12 protein-coding genes are annotated in these 19865 nt (G+C 73.4%); 6 read left to right on the forward strand and 6 right to left on the reverse strand.

Translation table 11 applies throughout. The annotated features are described in order from the left end of the window. Positions 1-231 precede the first annotated feature (231 nt). From DVA86_RS10990 to DVA86_RS11010, 5 genes are all read right to left on the reverse strand, one after another. Entirely contained in the window at positions 232-1173 is a 942-nt protein-coding gene (locus tag DVA86_RS10990) for a carbohydrate ABC transporter permease (protein ID WP_208877753.1), read from the reverse strand. Next, the gene (locus DVA86_RS10995) at positions 1170-2555 is read right to left on the reverse strand and encodes an ABC transporter permease (RefSeq protein ID WP_208877755.1); all 1386 of its coding nucleotides are present in this window, start codon (positions 2553-2555) and stop codon (positions 1170-1172) included. Before DVA86_RS10995 ends, DVA86_RS10990 begins: the two co-directional genes overlap by 4 nt. Before the next feature lie 18 nt (positions 2556-2573). Beyond that, on the reverse strand, positions 2574-3923 hold the full coding sequence (locus DVA86_RS11000) for an ABC transporter substrate-binding protein (RefSeq protein ID WP_208884601.1): 1350 nt from the start codon (positions 3921-3923) through the stop codon (positions 2574-2576). Positions 3924-4063: 140 nt separating this feature from the next. Continuing rightward, entirely contained in the window at positions 4064-5734 is a 1671-nt protein-coding gene (locus DVA86_RS11005) for a glycoside hydrolase family 13 protein (protein ID WP_208877757.1), read from the reverse strand. A 199-nt stretch (positions 5735-5933) separates the two neighbouring features. Next, positions 5934-7196: an ABC transporter substrate-binding protein gene (locus DVA86_RS11010; RefSeq protein ID WP_208884603.1), complete on the reverse strand. Its 1263-nt coding sequence runs from the start codon at positions 7194-7196 to the stop codon at positions 5934-5936. Positions 7197-7397: 201 nt separating this feature from the next. On the opposite strand from DVA86_RS11010, the gene DVA86_RS11015 reads away from it, so the two are divergent. The 3 genes from DVA86_RS11015 to DVA86_RS11025 are packed head-to-tail and all read left to right on the forward strand — an operon-like array spanning position 7398 to position 11124. After that, positions 7398-7913 (forward strand): PadR family transcriptional regulator, encoded by a 516-nt coding sequence (locus DVA86_RS11015; protein WP_208877759.1) that lies wholly within the window; start codon positions 7398-7400, stop codon positions 7911-7913. A gap of 26 nt (positions 7914-7939) precedes the next feature. Further along, entirely contained in the window at positions 7940-8719 is a 780-nt protein-coding gene (locus DVA86_RS11020; protein ID WP_208877760.1) for an ABC transporter ATP-binding protein, read from the forward strand. Further along, on the forward strand, positions 8716-11124 hold the full coding sequence (locus DVA86_RS11025; RefSeq protein ID WP_208877762.1) for an ABC transporter permease: 2409 nt from the start codon (positions 8716-8718) through the stop codon (positions 11122-11124). Before DVA86_RS11020 ends, DVA86_RS11025 begins: the two co-directional genes overlap by 4 nt. A gap of 235 nt (positions 11125-11359) precedes the next feature. Here the strand turns inward: DVA86_RS11025 and DVA86_RS11030 are convergent, their stop codons facing one another. Continuing rightward, the gene (locus DVA86_RS11030) at positions 11360-15121 is read right to left on the reverse strand and encodes an FHA domain-containing protein (protein ID WP_208877769.1); all 3762 of its coding nucleotides are present in this window, start codon (positions 15119-15121) and stop codon (positions 11360-11362) included. A 369-nt stretch (positions 15122-15490) separates the two neighbouring features. Between DVA86_RS11030 and DVA86_RS11035 the strand changes: the two genes are divergently transcribed. The 3 genes from DVA86_RS11035 (at position 15491) to prfB (ending at position 19847) form a co-directional block, all read left to right on the forward strand. Further along, positions 15491-17074, forward strand: a complete 1584-nt coding sequence (locus tag DVA86_RS11035; protein ID WP_208877771.1) for a serine/threonine-protein kinase — start codon at positions 15491-15493, stop codon at positions 17072-17074. Between the two features lie 211 nt (positions 17075-17285). Continuing rightward, positions 17286-18623 (forward strand): serine/threonine-protein kinase, encoded by a 1338-nt coding sequence (locus DVA86_RS11040; RefSeq protein WP_208884605.1) that lies wholly within the window; start codon positions 17286-17288, stop codon positions 18621-18623. A gap of 108 nt (positions 18624-18731) precedes the next feature. After that, positions 18732-19847 carry a peptide chain release factor 2 gene (prfB, locus tag DVA86_RS11045; RefSeq protein WP_208877773.1) on the forward strand — a complete coding sequence of 372 codons (1116 nt, stop codon included), beginning with the start codon at positions 18732-18734 and terminating at the stop codon, positions 19845-19847. Positions 19848-19865 lie beyond the last annotated feature (18 nt).

A 19865-nucleotide genomic window follows, 5' to 3' on the forward strand; every position in this document is an offset into this window, starting at 1 on the left:
TCCCGCCTTGCCCACGACGCCCTGCACGCACATCTTCCCCCTGGGCCTTGACGGCCCGGGAGGTGCCCCCTGCGTTGTCGCACCGCCCGAGTAGCCCACTACGAGGACGGCACTCCGCCTTGCAGCTGCACGCACCGGACGCCGTGGGCACCGCCTTCGGCGGACGGCGCTACTTTGACGACAGGCCCTCCCGCGCCGCCCCGCACGGCGCCGTGCCGCCGCTCGCCGCCCCTACTTCACCGCCCCGGCCATCACGCCGGACACGAACTGCCGCTGGAAGGCGAAGAAGACCGCCAGCGGGATGATCATCGAGACGAAGGCGCCGGGCGCCAGCACGTCGATGTTGTTCCCGAACTGCCGCACCTGTTGCTGCAGCGCGACCGTGATCGGCGGCGAGCCGGCGTCCGCGAAGATCAGCGCGACCAGCATGTCGTTCCACACCCACAGGAACTGGAAGATGCAGAGCGAGGCGATCGCCGGTCCGCCCAGCGGCAGCACGACCCGGGTGAACAGGCGGATCTCACCCGCGCCGTCCAGCCGCGCCGCCTCCAGGAGCTCCTTCGGAATCTCCGCGAAGAAGTTCCGCAGCAGGAACACCGCGAACGGCAGCCCGAAGGCGGTGTGGAACAGGACCACACCCGGTGTCGTCTCGAACAGCCCGAGGGTGTTGAACAGCTTCGACACCGGCAGCAGCGCCACCTGCACCGGCACCACGAGCAGCCCGACGACCAGCAGGAACCACCAGTCCCGGCCGGGGAAGTCGAGGCAGGCGAACGCGTAGCCCGCCAGCGCCCCGAGGATGACGACCAGGATGGTCGACGGAATCGTGATCAGCGCCGTGACCATCAGCGAGTCGGTGATGGCGTCGTTGCCGAGCAGGGTGTCGTAGTTGCCGAACGTCATCTGGCCGGGGTCGGTGAAGACCTTCCACCAGCCCGAGGTCGCGATGTCGGACGACTCCCGGAACGAGGAGCCGAGCAGACCGGCGGTCGGCAGCAGCCAGAACAGCGCGATCAGCACGAGGACGAACTGCGTCGCGGCGCCGCCGGTGAGGGCGGCGACACGGGAGGCCAGCGAGGGGCGGGGCCGTACGCTCTCCGGTCTGGTGACCGGCGCCGGCGTGGACTTCTCCGTGGTCCCGGACGGGGACGGCGCGGGGGGCACGGTGCTCATCGGCTTTTCTCCCTCCGCAGGCGGCGGATATTGACGACCATCATCGGGACCACGAGCAGCAGGAGGACCACGGCGATGGCGCTGCCGTAACCCTGGTTGCCGCCGCCGCCGAAGGACGACAGGTACAGCTCCAGGGCGAGCACGTTGGCGTCCGACTGGGTGGCGCTGGGCGCGATGATGTAGACGAGGTCGAAGATCTTCAGGACGTTGATCATGAGCGTGACGACGACCACGCCGAGGATCGGGGCCAGCAGCGGCACCGTCACCTTGCGGAAGACCTGCCACTCGTTGGCGCCGTCCATACGGGCGGCCTCCAGCAGCTCACGCGGGATGCCGGCGAGGCCCGCGGCGATCAGGACCATCGCGAAACCGGCCCACATCCAGATGTAGGAGGCGATGATCGACGGCGTCACCAGGGACGGGCCGAGCCAGTCGACCCCGTTGTACGGCTCGGCGAAGTTCGAGGCGGGGAGCCGCAGTTGGGCGCCCTCCGCCTCGGCCGGCAGGGAGTACGTACCGTCGTCCGCCGTGGTGGCGGAGGCAACGACCTTGCCGTCCTTCACCGCCTCCACCTTGATGCCGGGAAGCGCCTTCTCGCCGGAGTCGATCGCGCCGTCCCGGCCGCCGCCGCCCTTGGTGAAGTCGTTCCAGACGGTGCCGGTGACCTCGCCGCCGGAGCCCTTGCCGGCCTCCTTGGCGGTCCCGGCGTCGCTGACGTCGGCGGGCGGGATGCCGACGAGCGGCAGCCCGGCCGGCGAGTCCGCGCCGACGGTCTCCTCGGTGGTGAACGCGCCGCCCTGCTTCTCCAGCCCCGCGTCGGGCCGCGGGCGGGCGCCCGGGAAGACGGAGGCGTCGGTGAACGTGTCGTGGACGGTCGTCCATACGGCGTTGGCCGCGCCGCGCTCCGGGTCCTGCTGGTAGACGAGCCCGAAGATGATGCCGGCGGCGAGCATGGAGATCGCCATCGGCATGAAGATGACCATCTTGAACGCCGTGCCCCAGCGCACCCGTTCGGTCAGGACCGCGAAGATCAGACCGAAGGCGGTGGCGATGGACGGGGCCAGGATGACCCAGACGAGGGTGTTCTTGACGGCGGTCAGGCCGTCTCCGGAGAAGACCTCGGCGTAGTTGTCGAGGCCGACGAATCCGGAGCCGGAGGCGTCGAAGAAGCTGCGGTAAGCGGAGTAGACGATGGGGTAGACGAGGAGCGCTCCGAGCAGGAGCAGCGCGGGCAGGAGGAAGCCTCCCGCGATCCACGTCGTGGAGTTGGCCAGGGGCGACTTGCGGCCGCCCCCGCTCCGTGGTTGTTCCGGTGTGCCGCGGCCGGCGGGCCCGTCAACGACGGGGGTGCCCGGGCCGTCCGCGGTTACGTGCGACGACATGTCAGGTCCGCCTCCGCCTCAGTTCTCGAATGCCTTGGCGGCGGAAGCTTCCAGGGCTCTCTGCGCGCCCGCCACATCGTCCGGGTTCTTCAGGAAGTCCTGGAGTGCCTTCCACTCGCCCTCGCCCTTGGTGCCGCCGAAGGCGGCGGGCGCCTGGTCGGACATGTCGAAGCGGAAGTCGTCGCCCGCGTCGGTCAGCGCCTTGGCGATCTCGCGCTGTACGTCGTTCGGGTAATTCGCCCGGTCCAGCTCCTTGTTGGGCGAGATGAAGCCGCCCTGCTCCGCCATCACCGCGGCGGCGTCCGTGGAGGCCAGGAAGGTGAGCATGGCCTGCGCGGCCTTGCCGTCCTTGAGGCCCACGGCCACGTCGCCGCCGGTCACCACCGGCTCCTTGGCGCCGACCCGCGGGAACGGGAAGACCTTCACGTCCTCGCCGATCTCCGCCTTGGTGTCGTTCGTGACGTTGACGCCGACGAAGTCGGCCTCGAACACGACGGCTGCCTCGGGCGCGTCGAAGTCCGCGAACGTCTTGGTGACGGATTCGGGGAACGGCGTCTGCAGCGCGCCCTCGTTGCCGCCCGAGAGCAGCAGGTCGTTGCCGAACAGCTGGCCGAGAGTGGTGAGCGCCCGCTTCACGGACGGGTCGGTCCACTTGATCTCGTGCGCGGCCAGCTGGTCGTACTTCTCCGGACCGGCCTGCGAGAGGTAGATGTTCTCGAACCAGTCGGTGAGGGTCCAGCCGTCCGCGCCACCCACCGAGACCGGCTCGACGCCGGAGTCGGAGATCGTCTCGAGGTCCTTGAGGTACGCGTCCCAGGTCTTCGCCTCGCCGACGCCGGCGGCCGCGTACGCCGCGGTGTTGTACCACATCAGAGACTTGTTGGCGGCCTTGAAGTAGACGCCGTACTGCGTGCCGTCGTGGGCGCCGAGGTCCTGCCAGCCCTTGGAGAAGTTCTTGTTCAGCTGCTGCTTCGCCGCCGCCGGGAGCGGCTTGAGCCACTTCTTCTCGGCGAACTGCCGCAGCACGCCGACCTGCGGCAGCATCGCGACGTCCGGCGGCGCGCCGCCGCCGATCTTCGAGCCGAGGAAGGTGGCGACGTTGTCGCCGGTCGGCACGAACTCGACCTCCGCGCCGGTGCGGCTCTCGAACTCGTCCAGGACCTTGCGGAAGTTCTCCTCCTCCGGCCCGGTCCACACCGCGGCCACCTGGATCTTCTCGCCGCTGAGGTCCGGCAGCTTCACCGTGTGCTTGTCACTGGCACCGCCGCCGTCGTCCCCGCCGTCCCCGCTGCACGCCGCGGTCAGCGACAGGGCGAGCGCGGCGGCGACGGCGGTGGCGGTGCGCGTGGCGGTACGGCCCGTACGCATGGGGGCCGTACGGGTCGTACCGCCAAGCTCCGTACGCGGGACGGCCGTTCGTGGCACGGCCGTCCCGCCTGGTGGTGCTTTTCGTCGTCTCATCTGTGATCCTTCCGGATGTTTCGGGTGGGCCGGCGGCCCGGTCGGCGTCAGCCGGCGGCCCGGTCGCTGATCCACCAGGCCGCGGTGGAGCCCGGCAGCACCGGTCCCTCGCACGGCCCGCTGGCCAGCAGCAGGGTGCCGGGCACGGGGGCGCCCACCGGTGCGGTGCCGAAGTTGACGGCGCACACGAGTCCTTCGCCGCGTGCGAAGGCCAGCACGTCGGGCGGGGAGTCGAGCCAGCGCAGGTCGCCGGTGCCGAGCTGCGGCAGTCCCCGGCGCAGTTGCAGCGCCTCGCGGTAGAGGTGCCAGAACGAGCGGGGGTCGGACACGGCACGGTCTGTCGCGTGCTCCGCGAACCACGCGGGCTGCGGCAGCCACGGCCGTACGCCCTCGACGCCCGACGTGAAGCCGAACGGCGACGCGTGCCCCGACCACGGCAGCGGCACCCGGCAGCCGTCGCGGACCCGGCTGCGGCTGCCGGTCCGGCGGAAGATGGGGTCGGTGAGCAGCTCGTCGGGGAGGTCGACGACCTCGGGCAGGCCGAGTTCCTCGCCCTGGTAGATGTACGCGGCGCCGGGCAGCGCGAGCATCAGCAGCGCCGCCGCGCGGGCCCGGTCCGAGCCGAGGCCGCTGCCCTCCAGGCCGGGTTCGCCCGCGTACCGGGTCACGGAGCGCACCTGGTCGTGGTTGTTGAGCACCCAGGTGGTGGTGGAGCCGGTGCCGACGATGTCGCGCATGGCGTCGCTGATCGTCTTGCGGAAGGCGTCGGCCCGCCAGGGCGCGCTCAGCAGGTCGAAGAAGAACGCCTGGTGCAGCTCGTCGGGGCGGATGTAGCGGGCGTGTTCGCGCGCGGTGGGCACCGACACCTCGCCGACCAGCAGCCGGTCGCAGCCGTCCCGCGCGGTGTACTCCTCGCAGACGGAGCGCCAGCGGCGCCACACGTCGTGCACCTCGGGCTGGTTCCAGGCGAGCGGGTTGACCGAGTCGCGGGACCGCTCGTCGGCCCGCGGATCGGGCGAGTCGGGCAGTTCGGGGTCCTTGAACAGGCCCGCGGCGACATCGATGCGGAATCCGTCGATGCCGCGGTCGAGCCAGAACCGGAGTATGTCGTCGAAGGCGTTGGCGACGTCCGGGTCACGCCAGTTGAGGTCGGGCTGCTCCGGTGTGAACAGGTGCAGGTACCACTCGCCGGGCGTGCCGTCCGGCTCGGTGATCCGGCTCCAGGCCGGGCCCCCGAACATGGCGTGCCAGTTGTTCGGCGGCTCGTCGCCGTCCGGGCCCCGCCCGGGGGCGAAGTGGAACCGGGAGCGGGCCGCGCTGCCGGGCCCGCCCTCGAGCGCCGCGCGGAACCAGGGGTGCTCGCTGGAGCAGTGGTTGGGCACGATGTCGAGGACCAGCTTCATGCCCAGCCTGCGGGCGTCGGTCACCAGCAGGTCGAACTCGTCCAAGTCCCCGTAGACCGGGTCCACATCGCAGTAGTCGGCGACGTCGTAGCCGTGGTCGTGCTGCGGTGAGGGGTAGAAGGGGCTGAGCCAGATCCCGTCCACACCCAGTTTCTTGAGGTACGGCAACCCGGCGCGTACGCCCGCCAGATCGCCGATCCCGTCGCCGGTGCTGTCCAGGAAGCTGCGGACGTACACCTGGTAGATCACCGCGTCCCGCCACCAGCCGTCGGTGGCAGGGCGCTGGAGGCCGTCGCCGGCCTGAGTCGTCAACATCGTTCGCTGACCTGTTCGTCGGAGAAGCGCGTGTGCGGCGCTAGCTCCGCCGCTGAGTGCATGCATGTTAGGTAGAGATGACCAGCACGTGTCAACGGCGATACAGGACTGCGCAGGTATTCCCCCTAAATGCCCAGCGTCTGGGGCTTCAGCGATACCTAACTGATAAGTAAGAGGGCGGGGGTATGCACCCCCGGGGTCAACCCCGGCGGGCGATGTCCTCCAGCTCGCGCGCGAGCCGTTCGACGGCCTTCTCCGGTGTCTGCCGGAGCGCCAACACGTCGTTGGTGACCGCCTGTACGGCGAGCGTCACCTGGTCGTAGCGCGGGCTTTTCGTACGCGGCTCGGCGCTCAGGATGCTCGCCCGGAGGGTCGGCAGATACGGATGGTCCCGCACCAGGGCGGGGTCGGTATAGAGGTCTGCGCGTACGGGCGGCAGCCCGCCCTCGGTGAGGACGCGGCGCTGCACGGGCTCGCTGGTCAGATACGCGATCAGCTCGGCGGCCGACTCCCGGTGCGGGGAGTCGGAGTTGACCGCGAGGTTCGAGCCGCCCAGCACGCTCGTGCCGGGCCCGTCCGGGCCGGGCAGCCGTACGGCGCCGAACTTGCCCGCCACCTGGGAGTTGGCGCCGCCCGCGAGGGCGTGTACGTACGGCCAGTTCCGCAGGAAGAGGAGCTTCCCGTTCTGGAAGGCCTCGCGGGACTCCTCCTCCTTGTAGTCCAGCGCCGCCCGCGGTATCCAGCCCTCCCGTACGCCGCCCGCCAGGAACTCCAGCGCCTCGCGCGTGTGTTCGTCGACGGTGACCCGCGCCCCCTCGTCGGCGAGCAGCGAGCCGCCGGAGGACAGCACGGCCTCGGTGACGTTCGCGGTGAGGCCCTCGTACGGCAGGAACTGACTGCCGTAACCGTCGAGTCCGTGCCGCGGCGCGACCGTACGGGCGAGCCGCGCGAGCTCGGCCCAGGTGCGCGGGGGGCGCTCGTGCGCGCGGTCCAGGATGTCCTTGCGGTAGTAGAGCAGCCCGGCATTGGTGACATACGGGACGGCGTACAGCCGCTTGTCGAACGTGCCGGTGTCCACGACCGGCGGCAGGAAGGCGTCCAGCGCGAACCGGTCGCGGTCCAGCGGCGATATCCAGCCGGCGGCGGCGAATTCGGACGTCCACGACACGTCGATGTTGAGCACGTCGAAGCGGCTGCTGCCGGAGCGCAGTTCGGTGATCAGTTGCGAACGCGACTCGTCGGTCGACTCCGGCAGCTCGACGAGCGTCACCTTCTCGCCGGGGTGCGCGCGGTTCCAGTCGTCCAGCAACGGGTCCAGATAGCGGGTCAGATCACCCGCCGTGACCAGCGTCATGGGCCCGCGGTCGGCGCTCCCCGCGGGTTCCGGAGCGAACCCGGCGTACCCGGACGCGACCACCGCGGCGGCCAGCAGACCCCGGCCCGCGGCCCGCATCCAGCGCATCTTTGCCTCCTCGTGCATCGGCAAAGGGTTCCTTGCCCCGGCATCTGGGGCTCATATATACCCGTTAGGCATGGGCGATACTAGACGTGAGGAGGGGCGCCGGGGGGCGGTCTGAAGCGCCCGTACGCCGCCTCGCACCCCCAGGCTCAACGGCGAGCACGGGAACCGACAGCCACCAGAAACCGGAGGAGGAGAGCGCGCTTGCGTCTGTCGCTCCTGGCCCTCCTCGCCCGCGGCCCCGCGCATGGTTACGAGCTCAAGCAGGACCTTGAGAAGCTCCTGGGCACGGCGTACCCTCAGCCGAACGTCGGCCAGATCTACGTCACTCTCGGGCGCCTGGAGAAAGCGGGCCTGATCGCCGGCGAGGATGTCGAGCAGGCCAGCCGGCCCAACAAGCGCATCTACGTGCTCACCGACGCCGGGCGGGAGGCTGTGCTCGCCTGGTTCGAGGAGACGACGGACGAGCCCCGGGTGCGGGACGAGTTCTTCATGAAGCTCGCACTGGCCCAGCACACCGGAATGGCCGACCGGATCGCTCTGATCAACCGGCAGCGGCGGCAGTACCTCAACACCATGCGGCAGCTGTCGAAGCTCAGCACGGCCGACGACGGGGACGAGGGGGACAACCGGATCGCCCAGCTGCTGATCGAGGGCGCGATACTGCACCTGCAGGCCGACCTCGACTGGCTGGAACGCTGCCAGGAGGAGCTGGAATGAGCCGGAACGAGTCGGAATGAGTGCGCATGACCGCTGACGGGGCCGGCGGAGCCGGCGAGGCCGCGGACGACGCGATCGTACGCGCCGAGGGCCTGGCCAAGACCCACCACGGCGAGGGCACCCCCGTACGGGCGGTGCGCGGCGTCGATCTGCGGGTGGCACGCGGCGAGTTCGTCGCCGTCACCGGCCCCTCCGGCGCCGGCAAGTCCACGCTGCTGCACCTGCTGGGCGGGCTCCAGCGGCCCGACAGCGGGCACATATGGATCGACGGCCGGCGCGTGGACGGCCTCAGCGAGGCCCGCTGGGCGGTGCTGCGGCGCGGCGGCATCGGCGTCGTCTTCCAGTTCTTCAACCTCGTGTCGAACCTGACCGTGGCCGACAACATCGAACTCCCCGCACTGCTCGCCGGGATGTCCCCGCGCGACGCGCGCGCCTCCCGTACGGAGCTACTCGGCGACCTCGGCATGGCCGGCAAGGAACGCGCCATGCCCAACGAGCTCTCCGGCGGCGAGCAGCAGCGCGTCGCGCTCGCCCGCGCGCTGGTCAACAAGCCCAGCCTGCTCCTCGCCGACGAGCCCGCCGGCAGCCTCGACAGCACCGGCACCCGCGAAGTGCTGCGGCTGCTCTCGCGGTTCCACCGGAGCGGCCAGACCATCCTGATGGTCACCCACGACGCCCGCATGGCCAGCGCCGCGGACCGTGTGATCAGCTTCTTCGACGGCCGGATCGCGGACGACGCCGACCTGGGCGGCGCGTCCGCCAGCCCGTACGGAGGCGTGTCGGGCGTACTGGACCTCGACCCATGACCGTACGCGCCACCCTGCGCTGGGCACACGCCGACCTGCGCGCCAACCGCGGGCAGGCGCTGTTCAGCGTGCTCGCCACCGCCGGGATCATCGCCTCGCTGCTGCTCGCCGCCGCGCTGTTCAGCTACGCCACCAACCCCTGGGAGCGGATCTTCACCCAGACCCGGGGCGCGCACGTCTGGCTCAGCACCAGCGCCGGCGCCGAGATGGCGGGACTGTCCCGGCTCGACGGCGTGACGGGGGTGTCGGGACCGTTCCGCACCACCCGTACGACCGCCGAGTCCGGCGGCGTGCGCGCGGTGCTGGAGATGCGGGCGGCGGACGCGGGGGAGCCGCCGGAGGTGGCGCGTCCGCAACTGGTCTCCGGGCACTGGCTGGAGGACGCCGGTCCGGGCGGGCGGCCCGACGTCGTACAGGGGGACGGCGTACGGGGCGACGGCGTACACGGGGAGGGCGCGCGCGGCGCCGAGAGCACGGCGCGCGACGGCATCGTCCTGGAGGAGTCCCTCGCCGAGGCGATGTGGGCCGAACCGGGCGACACGCTCACCGTCCCCGGCAGCGACGGCCCGCGCCGGCTCGAGGTCGTCGGCGTCGCGGAGACCGCCGAACCGCACTACAGCCCCGGCGAACAGCCCGGCGTCGGCTGGGTACTGCCCGGAACCCTCGACTCCACCGAGCGCAAGGGCCCCGGCCAGACCATCGGGCTGCGGCTCGACGACCCGCGCGACACCGACTTCGTCGTCCAGCGCGCCGTCACCGAACTCGGCTCCGACCAGGTCGCCGAAGTCACCAAGTGGCAGGAGGCACGGGCCGACGCCGAAGGCGGATACCGGCTGCTGGGGCTCGTGTTCGGGGTGTTCGGCCTCGGCGCGCTGCTGGCCGGCGCGCTGGTCGCCTCCGGCGCCATCAGCACCCGCGTACGGGGGCAGCTGCGCGACATCTCCATGCTCAAGGCCATCGGGTTCACGCCCGCCCAGCTGGTCGGGTCGTTCCTCATCCAGCACCTGGCGATGGCCGTCCTCGCCGTCGCCCTCGGCACCGGCACCATCATGGCCCTCGGCCCGCACATACCCGGACAGATCGGCGAGGCCGCCGCCGTATGGCAGGAACTCCCGGGCCACTTCACCCTGTTGTTCGGCCTGCCCGCCGCCGCCGTCCTGCTCATCGCCCTGACCACCGGGCTCGCCGCCTGGCGCGCCGGCCGGGTGCCGCCCGTCCCGTCCGTACGGGCCGCGCTGCCCTCCGTGGGCCCGATGTCCCGCGTCACCCGGCGCGCCCTGTCACTCGCCGGCTCCTCCACCCTGCTGCTCGGCTGGCGCAGCGCCTTCCCGCGCCGCGCCCGCGCGCTGACGGCGGTGCTGCGGCTGGCCGTACCGCTGGTGCTGATCACGGTGGCGCTGAGCGTATGGGCCACCATGGACCGGTTCCAGAGCCACCCCGAGGAGGTGGGCCTGCCCGCCGCCCTCACCGCGCGCTCCGCACACGCCGGCCAGCTCGGCGAGCAGGAGAACCGGCGGATGCTGGCCGCGCACCCGGACGTCAGCGCCGTACACCCGAGCACGGAGGTCGACGCGCTCGTACCCGGCCAGACGGGCACCATCACGCTGCGGGGTGTCGGCACGGAGGCCGACCCGTACCCGTTCGCCCTCGCCGAAGGCCGCCGCCCGAACGGGCCCGACGAAGCGGTCGCGGGGGAAGGGCTGCTGAAACTGCTCCAGGCGGACGTCGGCGACTGGGTACGGATGACGGTCGAGGGCCGCCCCCAGATCCTCCACATCGTCGGACGCAACCTCGAACCCGCCGAGGGCGGCAGGGTCATCTCCACCACCCTGGACGCCCTCCGCGAACGCGACCCCGGCCTGCGCCAGGACCACTCCCTCCTCGAACTGCGGCCGGGCGCCGACCCGCACGCGGTCAGCGCCGAACTGGGCGACCGCGTGACCGGCGGCCTCGAAATCGCGGAAGTCCCCAACCCGGCCGACGGACTCACCCCCGCCCGCTGGGGAATCGCCGGGATGATCGCGGTCCTCGCCCTGATCGTCGTCACCGAACTGCTGACGGCGATCGGCGCCTGCGTCCGCGACCGGGGTCGCGACCTGCTCGCCCTCCGGGCGATCGGCCTCACACCCCGCCAGATCAGCACGGTGGTCGTCGCGTCCACCGGCTTCCTGACCCTGGCGGCGGCGGTGGCCGGCACGGGCACGGGGGTGCTGCTGAGCGGCTGGCTGATCGACACGCAGGGCAGCCTGAGCGGCATCGGTGCGGGCATCGCCCAACTCCCGTCCCCCTGGACCCTGACGGCCCTGGGCGCGTCGGCGGTGGTGGGCGCGGTGGCGGCCTCGCTGCTCCCGGCAGCCCGCGTCTCCCGCCGCCGTCTGGCAGACTCCCTGAGCGAAACGCTCTGACCCGGGGCCTGGGCTTGGGGTGACGGCTCAGCCGGATGCAGCCCGTCCGGCGTTTGAGGACGGCCCTGTGGGGGGCGCCAGGGGAGGACGCCTGGCGACGGGTCACGCCAACGCACCTGCGCGGGCCCGCGCGTGAGGGTGGCGGCTCAGCCGGATGCAGCCCGTCCGGCGTTTGAGGACGGCTCTCGCGGAGGCCGCCCCGTGAGGAATGCCGCGACGGTCACCCCGCCGCGCCTCACATCACCGTCCGCGACCGGCTCCGCGCCAGCCCCGTTCCGGTCGCGCCGCCCGGCCCCCGTGCCGCGTCCCGGCCCGGCTCGCCGCGCCCGGCGGCAGCCCCGGCACCGGAGCCGGACGCCGAACCGGCACCGGCACCGGCACCCGGGCCGGAGCCGGCCGCGCCGGCACCCCCGGCCGCGCCGCCCAAGGACCGCGCCGCCCGCTCCATCGCACTGGCCAGCAGCGCGAGATCGGTCGGGCCGTTGCCCAACTCCCGTACGGGGCGCCGCGTCGGCGGGTCGCCCAGACGCGCCCAGTCGAGCGGGACGACCGTGGGGCGGACGGTGGCCGTCCGCGGGATGCGACCGGTGACCCGGCCCGCCTGGAACGGGGTCGCGCTGCCGTCGGGCAGCCGTACGAGCCCGCGCCCCGGCGCCGGTTCGTCGCCGTCCCGGCCGGTCAGCTCCACCCGTATCGCGGCGCCTTGGTCGACCGCGGTCCGGCCGGTGCACTCCGGTCTGCGGGAGGCCGTGACCAGGTGCACCCCGAGCCGTACGCCGTCGCGTGCGACGGACTCCAGCGCGCGTACGACGGAGCCCGACGCGGGGCGCCCGGGATCGCCCAGGGCGGGGTCGACGAGGGTGTCGAAGTCGTCGACGAGGACGACCAGCCGGGGCAGCGGCCCCGGCGAGGGCGCGGCCGCCGTACCCGCCGCCGGTCCGGCCCCCGCACCGTCGCCGGCCAGCGCGTGATCGGCCTCCGGCCCTGGCTCCGGGCTGCGCAGCCTTGCCGTGGGGATGTCGCCCTCGACGGGCTGCCGGGGCGCCACCACCCGCGCGTCGGCCTGCCCGTGCCCAGACAGACCCTGCCCCAACGGTCCCTGCCCCGACGGCTGCTGCCCCCACGCCGCCGCCCCCAGCGCCTGTACGTAGTCCTCGTACGCGCCGTTCTCCCCGATCAGCTCCGCACGGTGCTTCAGTTCGCCGCTCAGCGACTGGGCGAACTCCCGCATGCGGACCGGATCCCCCGACGTGAGGTACGACCCGACGTGCGGCAGGTCCGCGCATACGCGGAGGCCGCCGTCGCGGGCGCCGCCGGCGCCGTCTATGAGCACGAGGCCGAGCCGGTCGGGGCGTTCGCCCGCGGCGAGGGAGGCGGCGAGGGCACGGAGCAGTTCGGTCCGGCCGGAGCCCGCCGGGCCCGTGACGAAGGCGTGGCCGCGGTCGGTGGCCAGGTCGGTGCCGACCGCGCCGCGCGGCCCGACGCCGAAGACCAGGGGGGCACGGGCGTCCGCCCGGAGCGCGTCGCTCCGGGCCGTGGACCCGGGCGCGCCCCAGCGGGCGAGCACGGCCACGGGTGTCGCGCGGGCGAGCCCCAACTCGTCGAGCAGCCGGCAACTCTGCGGCAGCGCGGCACCGAGAGCACGCGCGCGCGGGTCCGTGCCGACCGGGCTCTCGGCCTCCCGCAGCGGCGCCAGCGCCCGCGCGAACCGCTCGGCCCAGGCGGCGGAGACGCCGTCCATGGCCGCTATTGTCCCGTTCACGAGACCGCCGCCGGGCCCGCCACCGAAGTCGATGCCGGGGCCGCTGCGGCCACTTGGGGAAGCAGGCCCGCCGGGACCACTCGCGGGCGCCCGCCGCACCACCCGCACCGCCGTCGCGACCGCACCGCTGAGCAGCGCGAGCGTGCCGCACGCGCGGAACGGCGGCGACGCCGTGCACGCCGCCTCGACCGTCGCGGCCAGCGGCGAGGCGGGTGAGGCGGGCGGCGTGTCCGCGAGGCACAGCACGTGGATGCCCACGTCCGGGCCCTCGGCGGCCAGCCGGGCCACGGACTCGCGCAGCGCGGCGGAACCGGGGGCGCCGTCGACGACGAGGACGGTGTGCGGCCGCGCGTCGAGTCCGTCGCCCGCGGCCCCGCCCGCGCCCGCGACCCCGCCCGCCGCCCCGCCGGACGGCGACGCGGCCTCGTCCAGCCGGCGGGTGAGCTCGGCGGTACGGGCGGCGGCCTGCTCACGGTCGTACGCGAGCAGCAGCCGGCAGTCCTGGCCCTGCCCGGGGCGTACGTGGGGGAGCCAGCCGAGCCAGCCCCACTCGTCCGTACGGCTCGCGACACTGCGTCCGCGGTCCGCCGAGACGAGGACGATCTCGAGAGTGCTCGGCGCGTGCAGCACGGCGAGCTGCGCCAGCACGGAACGGGCCAGTCCGGCCAGCCGTGAACGCGGTCCCGCCAGACCTATGGAGCCCTCGCCGCGCAGGCACAGGGTCACGGGACCGCCGGAACCGTCGCTGCGGTGCGCGCTCCCCAGCCGTACGGTCAGCGCGTCCGGATCGTCCGGGCCGCGCTCCCACAGCCGTGGTCCGGGCCCGAGCGTGGTGAGCAGCACGGTGGCGGGGTCGGGCCAGCGCGCGTCCCACGCGGCCGCGTCGTCGGCGCCCGGCCCCGCGCCCCGCGCGCCGCCGGCCGCGCCGGGGACGCGACGCCCGCCGGGACCGTACTCGCCGTGCTCGCCGTGGCCGCCGGGCCCGTGCGTCGGCCCGTCCGGCCCGTACGCCGGGGCGTCCGCGCCGTCGCGGCCGGTGCCCGAGGCCGCGGTGAACCGCCGCGCCCACGCGCCGAGTCCGCGCCCCCGCCGGGGGCGCTGGGCGTCCGCGTCCGTCCCGGCCCCGGGCCCGTACGCCGGGTCGGCGGCTCCCGGCGGCATGGCGAAGCCCGCGCCGCGGGTGCCCTCGTCGCCGGGGAAGGGCGCTATGGGCGCGTACGTGTGCGTGGGAAGTCTCGGCTCGTCCGGGGTCACCGCGCCCCGCGGCCCGGCGCCCGTGCCGCCACCGCCGCCCGCGCCCGTGCCGGAGCCCGTGCCGGAGCCCGTGCCGGAGCCCGTGCCGGAGCCCGTGCCGTACGCACCGCCGCCGCCGCGCCGTCCGTACGCGTCCTGCCCCGCGCCGTACGCCGCTGCCGCCTCGTGCGGACCGCCGCCGGCGCTTCCGTCGGCGCCACGCGCCGGCGGGGGCAGGGGAGGGGACAGCCGGAGCTGGCCCTCGCCGTCCGGGATGGTCGGCAGCGAGGGCGGCGGTGCGGCGGCGGGCGCTGAGGCCTCCAGCCGGATCGCGGATTCGCCGAGGCGCAGCTTCGCGCCGGGGTGCAGCATCGCGGGGCGGCCGTCGACGGCGGTGCCGTCGACCGTGGTGCCGTTGGTGGGGCCGAGGTCGGTGACCGTGACGGCGCCGCCGTCGGTGACGGTGACCGTGCAGTGCAGCCGGGAGACGTCGGGGTCGTCGAGGGCCACGTCCGCGTCCGCGGAGCGGCCGAGCTGGACGGCGCCGCCGTGCAGCAGGTGGACGCCTCCCGCGTCCGGCCCGGCGGTCACGTGGAGCCGGGCCTTGGCCGCGCCGTAGGCGGAGGCGGGGGAGGGCGCCGCGGGGCCGTACAGCGAGATGGTCGCGCCGTCGATCAGCGGCGGCTCACCGATCACCTGCCGCTGCGGGTCGAGCCGTTCGGTCCCGTCGTAGACGGACACCACGTCGTGCGACGCGTGCGACGCGTGCGACGACCCGGGAGACCCGTGCGACGCTGCGTCAGGGCCGGTGGTGCCGGGGGCGGAAGGGGCGCCGGCGCCGCCCGGAGCGCCGCCTCCGGCGCCCGCTCCGGCGACGGTCGTCGCCAGCGAGTCGGTCACCGCGGCCAGCACGGTGCCCGGTGGCGCGGTCACGAGCACGTCGCAGGGCCGCGCTGCGGCCTGGCCGCCGCGCGACGCGAGGACAGTCAGACGGATCTGCATCGGCCCCTCCCGGTCCCACCACCGCTCCGTGCTGGATGCATCCTCGCACCCGGCACTGACATCGCGCCCCGCCAGCACGATCTAATGATCTTGATTGCACAGGCTCGTGCGCAAGAGTGCCTGTTCGGGAAAGTGCCGGACCGATCACGATCAGTGCTGACCGCTCCTGTCCGGTTCCCTCGACGGATCCGGTCGCGGGCTGCAACCATCCGCTCCGGTGACGCGTCTTTACCCGGAAGCCGACCGTATCGTCGACCCGAGTCGGCCGGATCGGAGTCGCTCCGCGTACGCGGCCCGTCACCGCCGCACCCGGCGGCATTACAGTGTGCGGGATGGCACGACCAGACATACCAGCAGGGAGCGCATGACGTGCGGCCGGTAGGCAGCAAGTACCTGCTCGAGGAGCCGCTCGGACGCGGCGCCACGGGCACCGTCTGGCGGGCTCGCCAGCGCGAGACCGCGGGCTCCGAGGCGGCGGTGGCCGGGCAGCCGGGCGAGACCGTCGCGATCAAGGTGCTCAAGGAGGAGCTGGCCAACGACCCGGACGTGGTGATGCGCTTTCTGCGCGAGCGCTCCGTCCTTCTGCGGCTGACCCACGAGAACATCGTCCGCACCCGCGACCTGGTCGTCGAGGGTGATCTGCTGGCCCTGGTGATGGACCTCGTCGAGGGTCCCGACCTGCACCGCTATCTCCGGGAGAACGGCCCGTTCTCGCCGGTCGCCGCCGCTCTCGTCACCGCGCAGGTCGCGGACGCGCTGGCGGCCAGCCACGCCGACGGCGTCGTGCACCGCGATCTGAAACCGGCCAACGTCCTGCTCTCCGAGGGCCCGGACGGCATGCGTCCGCTGCTCACCGACTTCGGCATCGCGCGGCTGGCGGACTCGCCGGGCCTGACGCGTACGCAGGAGTTCGTCGGCACGCCCGCGTACGTCGCGCCCGAGTCCGCCGAGGGCCGGCCGCAGACCTCCGCCGTCGACATCTACGGCGCGGGCATCCTGCTCTACGAACTCGTCGCCGGACAGCCGCCGTTCAGCGGCGAGAACTCGCTGCAGGTGCTCCACCGCCACCTCGGCGAGGAGCCGCAGCGCCCGCCCGGTCTGCCGGACCCGCTGTGGACGGTCATTGAGCGCTGCCTGCGCAAGCAGCCCGAGGAGCGGCCCGGAGCGGCCGGCCTCGCCCGCTCGCTGCGTACGGTCGCCGCGGGCGTCGGCGCGCAGGCCACACCCGACCAGGCGCGTGCCGCGCTCGGCGTCGCCGCGCTGCTCGCGCCGGACCCGCAGCCCGCGACCGTGCCGGAGGGCCAGCTCACCGGCGAGGCCGCGCCCACACAGGTGCTGCCGAACACCGGCCAGGGCGGTGCGGGCCAGGGCACGCCGGGTTTCGACCCGAGCGCCCCCACCAACGTCCTCCCGCAGACCGGCGGCCCAGGCGGCCCCGGTGGTCCCGGCGGCCCGCCGCAGCAGCCTCCGCAGCCGCAGCAGCCGCCCCAGCCCGACGGCCCGCACCCGTGGCAGAGCCAGATGCGCGCCGCCCGCGACCGCAACGAGCAGACGCAGGTCCAGCCGCTCGACCCGAGCCTCGACCCGCTGCGCCGCCGCCCGCAGCGCCGGCCCCAGCAGCCGCCGCCGCAGCAGCCCCAGCAGCCGCAGCCGTCCCGGCGCCGTCAGCAGCCGCAGCCGCAGCGGTACGAGCCGCAGCGTCCGCCGGCGCCTCAGCAACCGCAGCCGCCGCAGCAGCCCCAGCGCCGGGGCGGCGCGAATCCGATGCGCATTCCGGGGCTCGGCTGCCTCAAGGGCTGCCTGTTCATGATCCTGATCCTGGTCGTCATAGCCGTGCTCGTCTGGAACTTCACGCCGGTGCCCGAGTGGTGGGCGGAGGGCCAGAGCTTCTGGGAGAAGACCGAGGATTTCTTCGGCTCGGTGCAGGATTTCTTCGACAAGGTCGGCAGTTGACCCGGATGCCCGTACCGCGAGTTCGGAGATTTATCGACTTCCACGGGGTAATTCACGTCCAGAAGTGACAATTGCCCTCGGTATTGGCTCCCTGGCCGGCCCGCGACGCGTAGTTTTGTCGCCGTGACGCTCCCTGTTCCGTGACAGAGGAGCTGATTCACTCGGCTCACTCGGCCCATGTGGCTCACTCGGATCCAGCGAGGGACGGATGGTGGCACGGAAGATCGGCAGTCGCTACACCGCTCACCAGATCCTGGGACGCGGCAGTGCGGGCACGGTATGGCTCGGCGAGGGGCCCGAGGGCCCGGTCGCCGTCAAGCTGCTCCGTGAGGACCTCGCGTCGGATCAGGAACTCGTCGACCGCTTCGTGCGGGAGCGTACGGCTCTGCAGTCCCTCGACCACCCGCGGGTGGTCGGCCTCCGCGATCTCGTGGTGAACGGCAGCGAGCTGGCGCTGGTCATGGACCTCGTACGGGGCACCGACCTGCGTACGCGCCTGGAGCACGACCGGCGGCTCGCGCCCCAGGCCGCGGTCGCGATCGCCATCGACGTGGCGGACGGGCTCGGCGCCGCGCACGCGGCGGGCATCGTCCACCGGGACGTCAAGCCGGAGAACGTGCTGCTCGACGCGCACGCCCCGGCCGGGCCCGGCGGTGCGCCGCCCGCGCTGCTGACGGACTTCGGGGTCGCCAAACTGATCGACTCCCCCCGCCGTACGGCCCTGCTCCGCCAGTCCGGCGCCGCCGCCGCGCAGCAGCACGGGGCGCACGGCGCCGACGCGGGCGCCGGGTCCGGCGGGAGCCAGAACGCCCCGCAGACGCCGCGCGGCATCATCGGCACGCCCGACTACCTCGCGCCCGAGCTGGTCGAGGGCCTGCCGCCGCGCGCCTCCGTCGACATCTACGCGCTGGCGACCGTCCTCTACGAGCTGCTGGCCGGCTTCACGCCGTTCGGCGGCGGCCACCCCGGGGCGATCCTGCGCCGCCACGTCACCGAGCGGGTCGCGCCGCTGCCCGGAATCCCCGACGAGCTGTGGCAGCTCATCCACCAGTGCCTGGCGAAGGCTCCCGCCTCGCGGCTGCGTGCGCCGGAGCTGGCCGCGCGGCTGCGGGAGGTGCTGCCGGCGCTGGAGGGCCTGCCTCCGCTCGACATCGACGAGCAGCCGGACGAGGCGTACGAGGAGTCGGGTACGGAGGCCGCGCGCCCGGAGCCCGCGCACAGCGCGCCCGTACGCGGCGCCGTGCCGCTGGTCGAGACGAGCACCGGGCCGGACTCCAACCGCGACACCCACACCTCCATGCGCGTCCCCGGCGCCGACGAGCTGGCCGGCGGCGCGCACGGCACCGCCCGCGCCCCGCGGGCCGCCGGCGCGCGCCGTGCCGGTTCGGCGCGGAACCGCGCCGCGCAGGCGGCGTCGCTGCGGCGGAGACGGCTGAAGCTGGCGCTGATCGCCGGGGCGGTGGCGGTCGCGGCGGGGCTCGGCGGCTGGCTCGCGACCTCCGAGGACGACACCGCGACCCGTCCCGCGCCCGCGGTCGAACGCCCCTGATCGTTCCGGTACGGCCCGTTCCGCCCCCGACCAGGAGTGCGCGGGGTGTACGGGCGCCCCGGCGCACGGACCGGCGGCACCCGTGCCGCCAGCCGTTACGCTGGACCTGTGGCAGTCGTCGATGTATCCGAAGAACTGAAGTCCCTCTCCTCCACCATGGAGTCGATCGAGGCCGTCCTCGACCTGGACAGGATGAGGGCCGATGTCGCCGTGCTCGAGGAGCAGGCCGCGGCCCCGGACCTGTGGGACGACATCGAGAACGCGCAGAAGGTGACCAGCCGGCTGTCGTATCTGCAGGGGCAGCTGCGCCGGGCCGAGGAGCTGCGTTCCCGCATCGACGACCTCGAGGTGCTGTTCGAGCTCGCCGAGAGCGAGGACGACGCCGACGCGCGCAGCGAGGCGGACACGGAGCTGGCCTCCGTGCGCAAGGCGGTCGAGGAGCTGGAGGTCCGTACGCTGCTGTCCGGCGAGTACGACCCGCGGGAGGCCGTCGTCAGCGTCCGCGCGGAGGCGGGCGGCGTGGACGCCGCGGACTTCGCGGAGCAGCTGATGCGGATGTATCTGCGCTGGGCGGAGCGCAAGGGCTATCCGACGGAGGTCTTCGACATCAGCTACGCGGAGGAGGCGGGCATCAAGTCCGCGACCTTCGCCGTGAAGGCGCCGTACGCGTACGGGACGCTCTCCGTCGAGCAGGGCACGCACCGGATGGTGCGGATCTCGCCGTTCGACAACCAGGGCCGCCGCCAGACGTCGTTCTCCGGCGTCGAGGTGCTGCCCGTCGTCGAGCAGACCGACCACATCGACATCCCGGAGAACGAGCTGCGGATCGACGTCTTCCGCTCCTCCGGTCCCGGCGGCCAGTCCGTCAACACCACGGACTCGGCGGTGCGCATGACGCACATCCCGACCGGCATCGTCGTCTCCTGCCAGAACGAGAAGTCGCAGATCCAGAACCGCGCCGCCGCCATGCGCGTCATGCAGAGCCGCCTCCTCGCGCACCGCCGCCAGGAGGAGCAGGCCAAGATGGACGCGCTGAAGGGCGACGGGGGCAACTCCTGGGGCAACCAGATGCGTTCGTACGTCCTGCACCCGTACCAGATGGTCAAGGACCTGCGGACGGAGTACGAGGTCGGCAACCCGCAGTCCGTGCTCGACGGCGACATCGACTCGTTCCTCGAGGCGGGCATCCGCTGGCGCAAGCAGCAGGAGCAGTCGGACGACTGACCCGTACGGTCCGTACGG

The sequence above is a fragment of the Streptomyces armeniacus genome (assembly GCF_003355155.1).
Classification (GTDB): domain Bacteria; phylum Actinomycetota; class Actinomycetes; order Streptomycetales; family Streptomycetaceae; genus Streptomyces; species Streptomyces armeniacus.

Excerpts from the sequence above, each read along its gene's own strand:
- DVA86_RS10990 (WP_208877753.1), bottom strand. The coding sequence starts at position 1,173 with ATGAGCACCGTGCCCCCCGCGCCGTCCCCGTCCGGGACCACGGAGAAG.
- DVA86_RS10995 (WP_208877755.1), bottom strand. The coding sequence starts at position 2,555 with ATGTCGTCGCACGTAACCGCGGACGGCCCGGGCACCCCCGTCGTTGAC.
- DVA86_RS11000 (WP_208884601.1), bottom strand. The coding sequence starts at position 3,923 with ATGCGTACGGGCCGTACCGCCACGCGCACCGCCACCGCCGTCGCCGCC.
- DVA86_RS11005 (WP_208877757.1), bottom strand. The coding sequence starts at position 5,734 with ATGTTGACGACTCAGGCCGGCGACGGCCTCCAGCGCCCTGCCACCGAC.
- DVA86_RS11010 (WP_208884603.1), bottom strand. The coding sequence starts at position 7,196 with ATGCGCTGGATGCGGGCCGCGGGCCGGGGTCTGCTGGCCGCCGCGGTG.
- DVA86_RS11020 (WP_208877760.1), top strand. The coding sequence starts at position 7,940 with ATGACCGCTGACGGGGCCGGCGGAGCCGGCGAGGCCGCGGACGACGCG.
- DVA86_RS11025 (WP_208877762.1), top strand. The coding sequence starts at position 8,716 with ATGACCGTACGCGCCACCCTGCGCTGGGCACACGCCGACCTGCGCGCC.
- DVA86_RS11030 (WP_208877769.1), bottom strand. The coding sequence starts at position 15,121 with ATGCAGATCCGTCTGACTGTCCTCGCGTCGCGCGGCGGCCAGGCCGCA.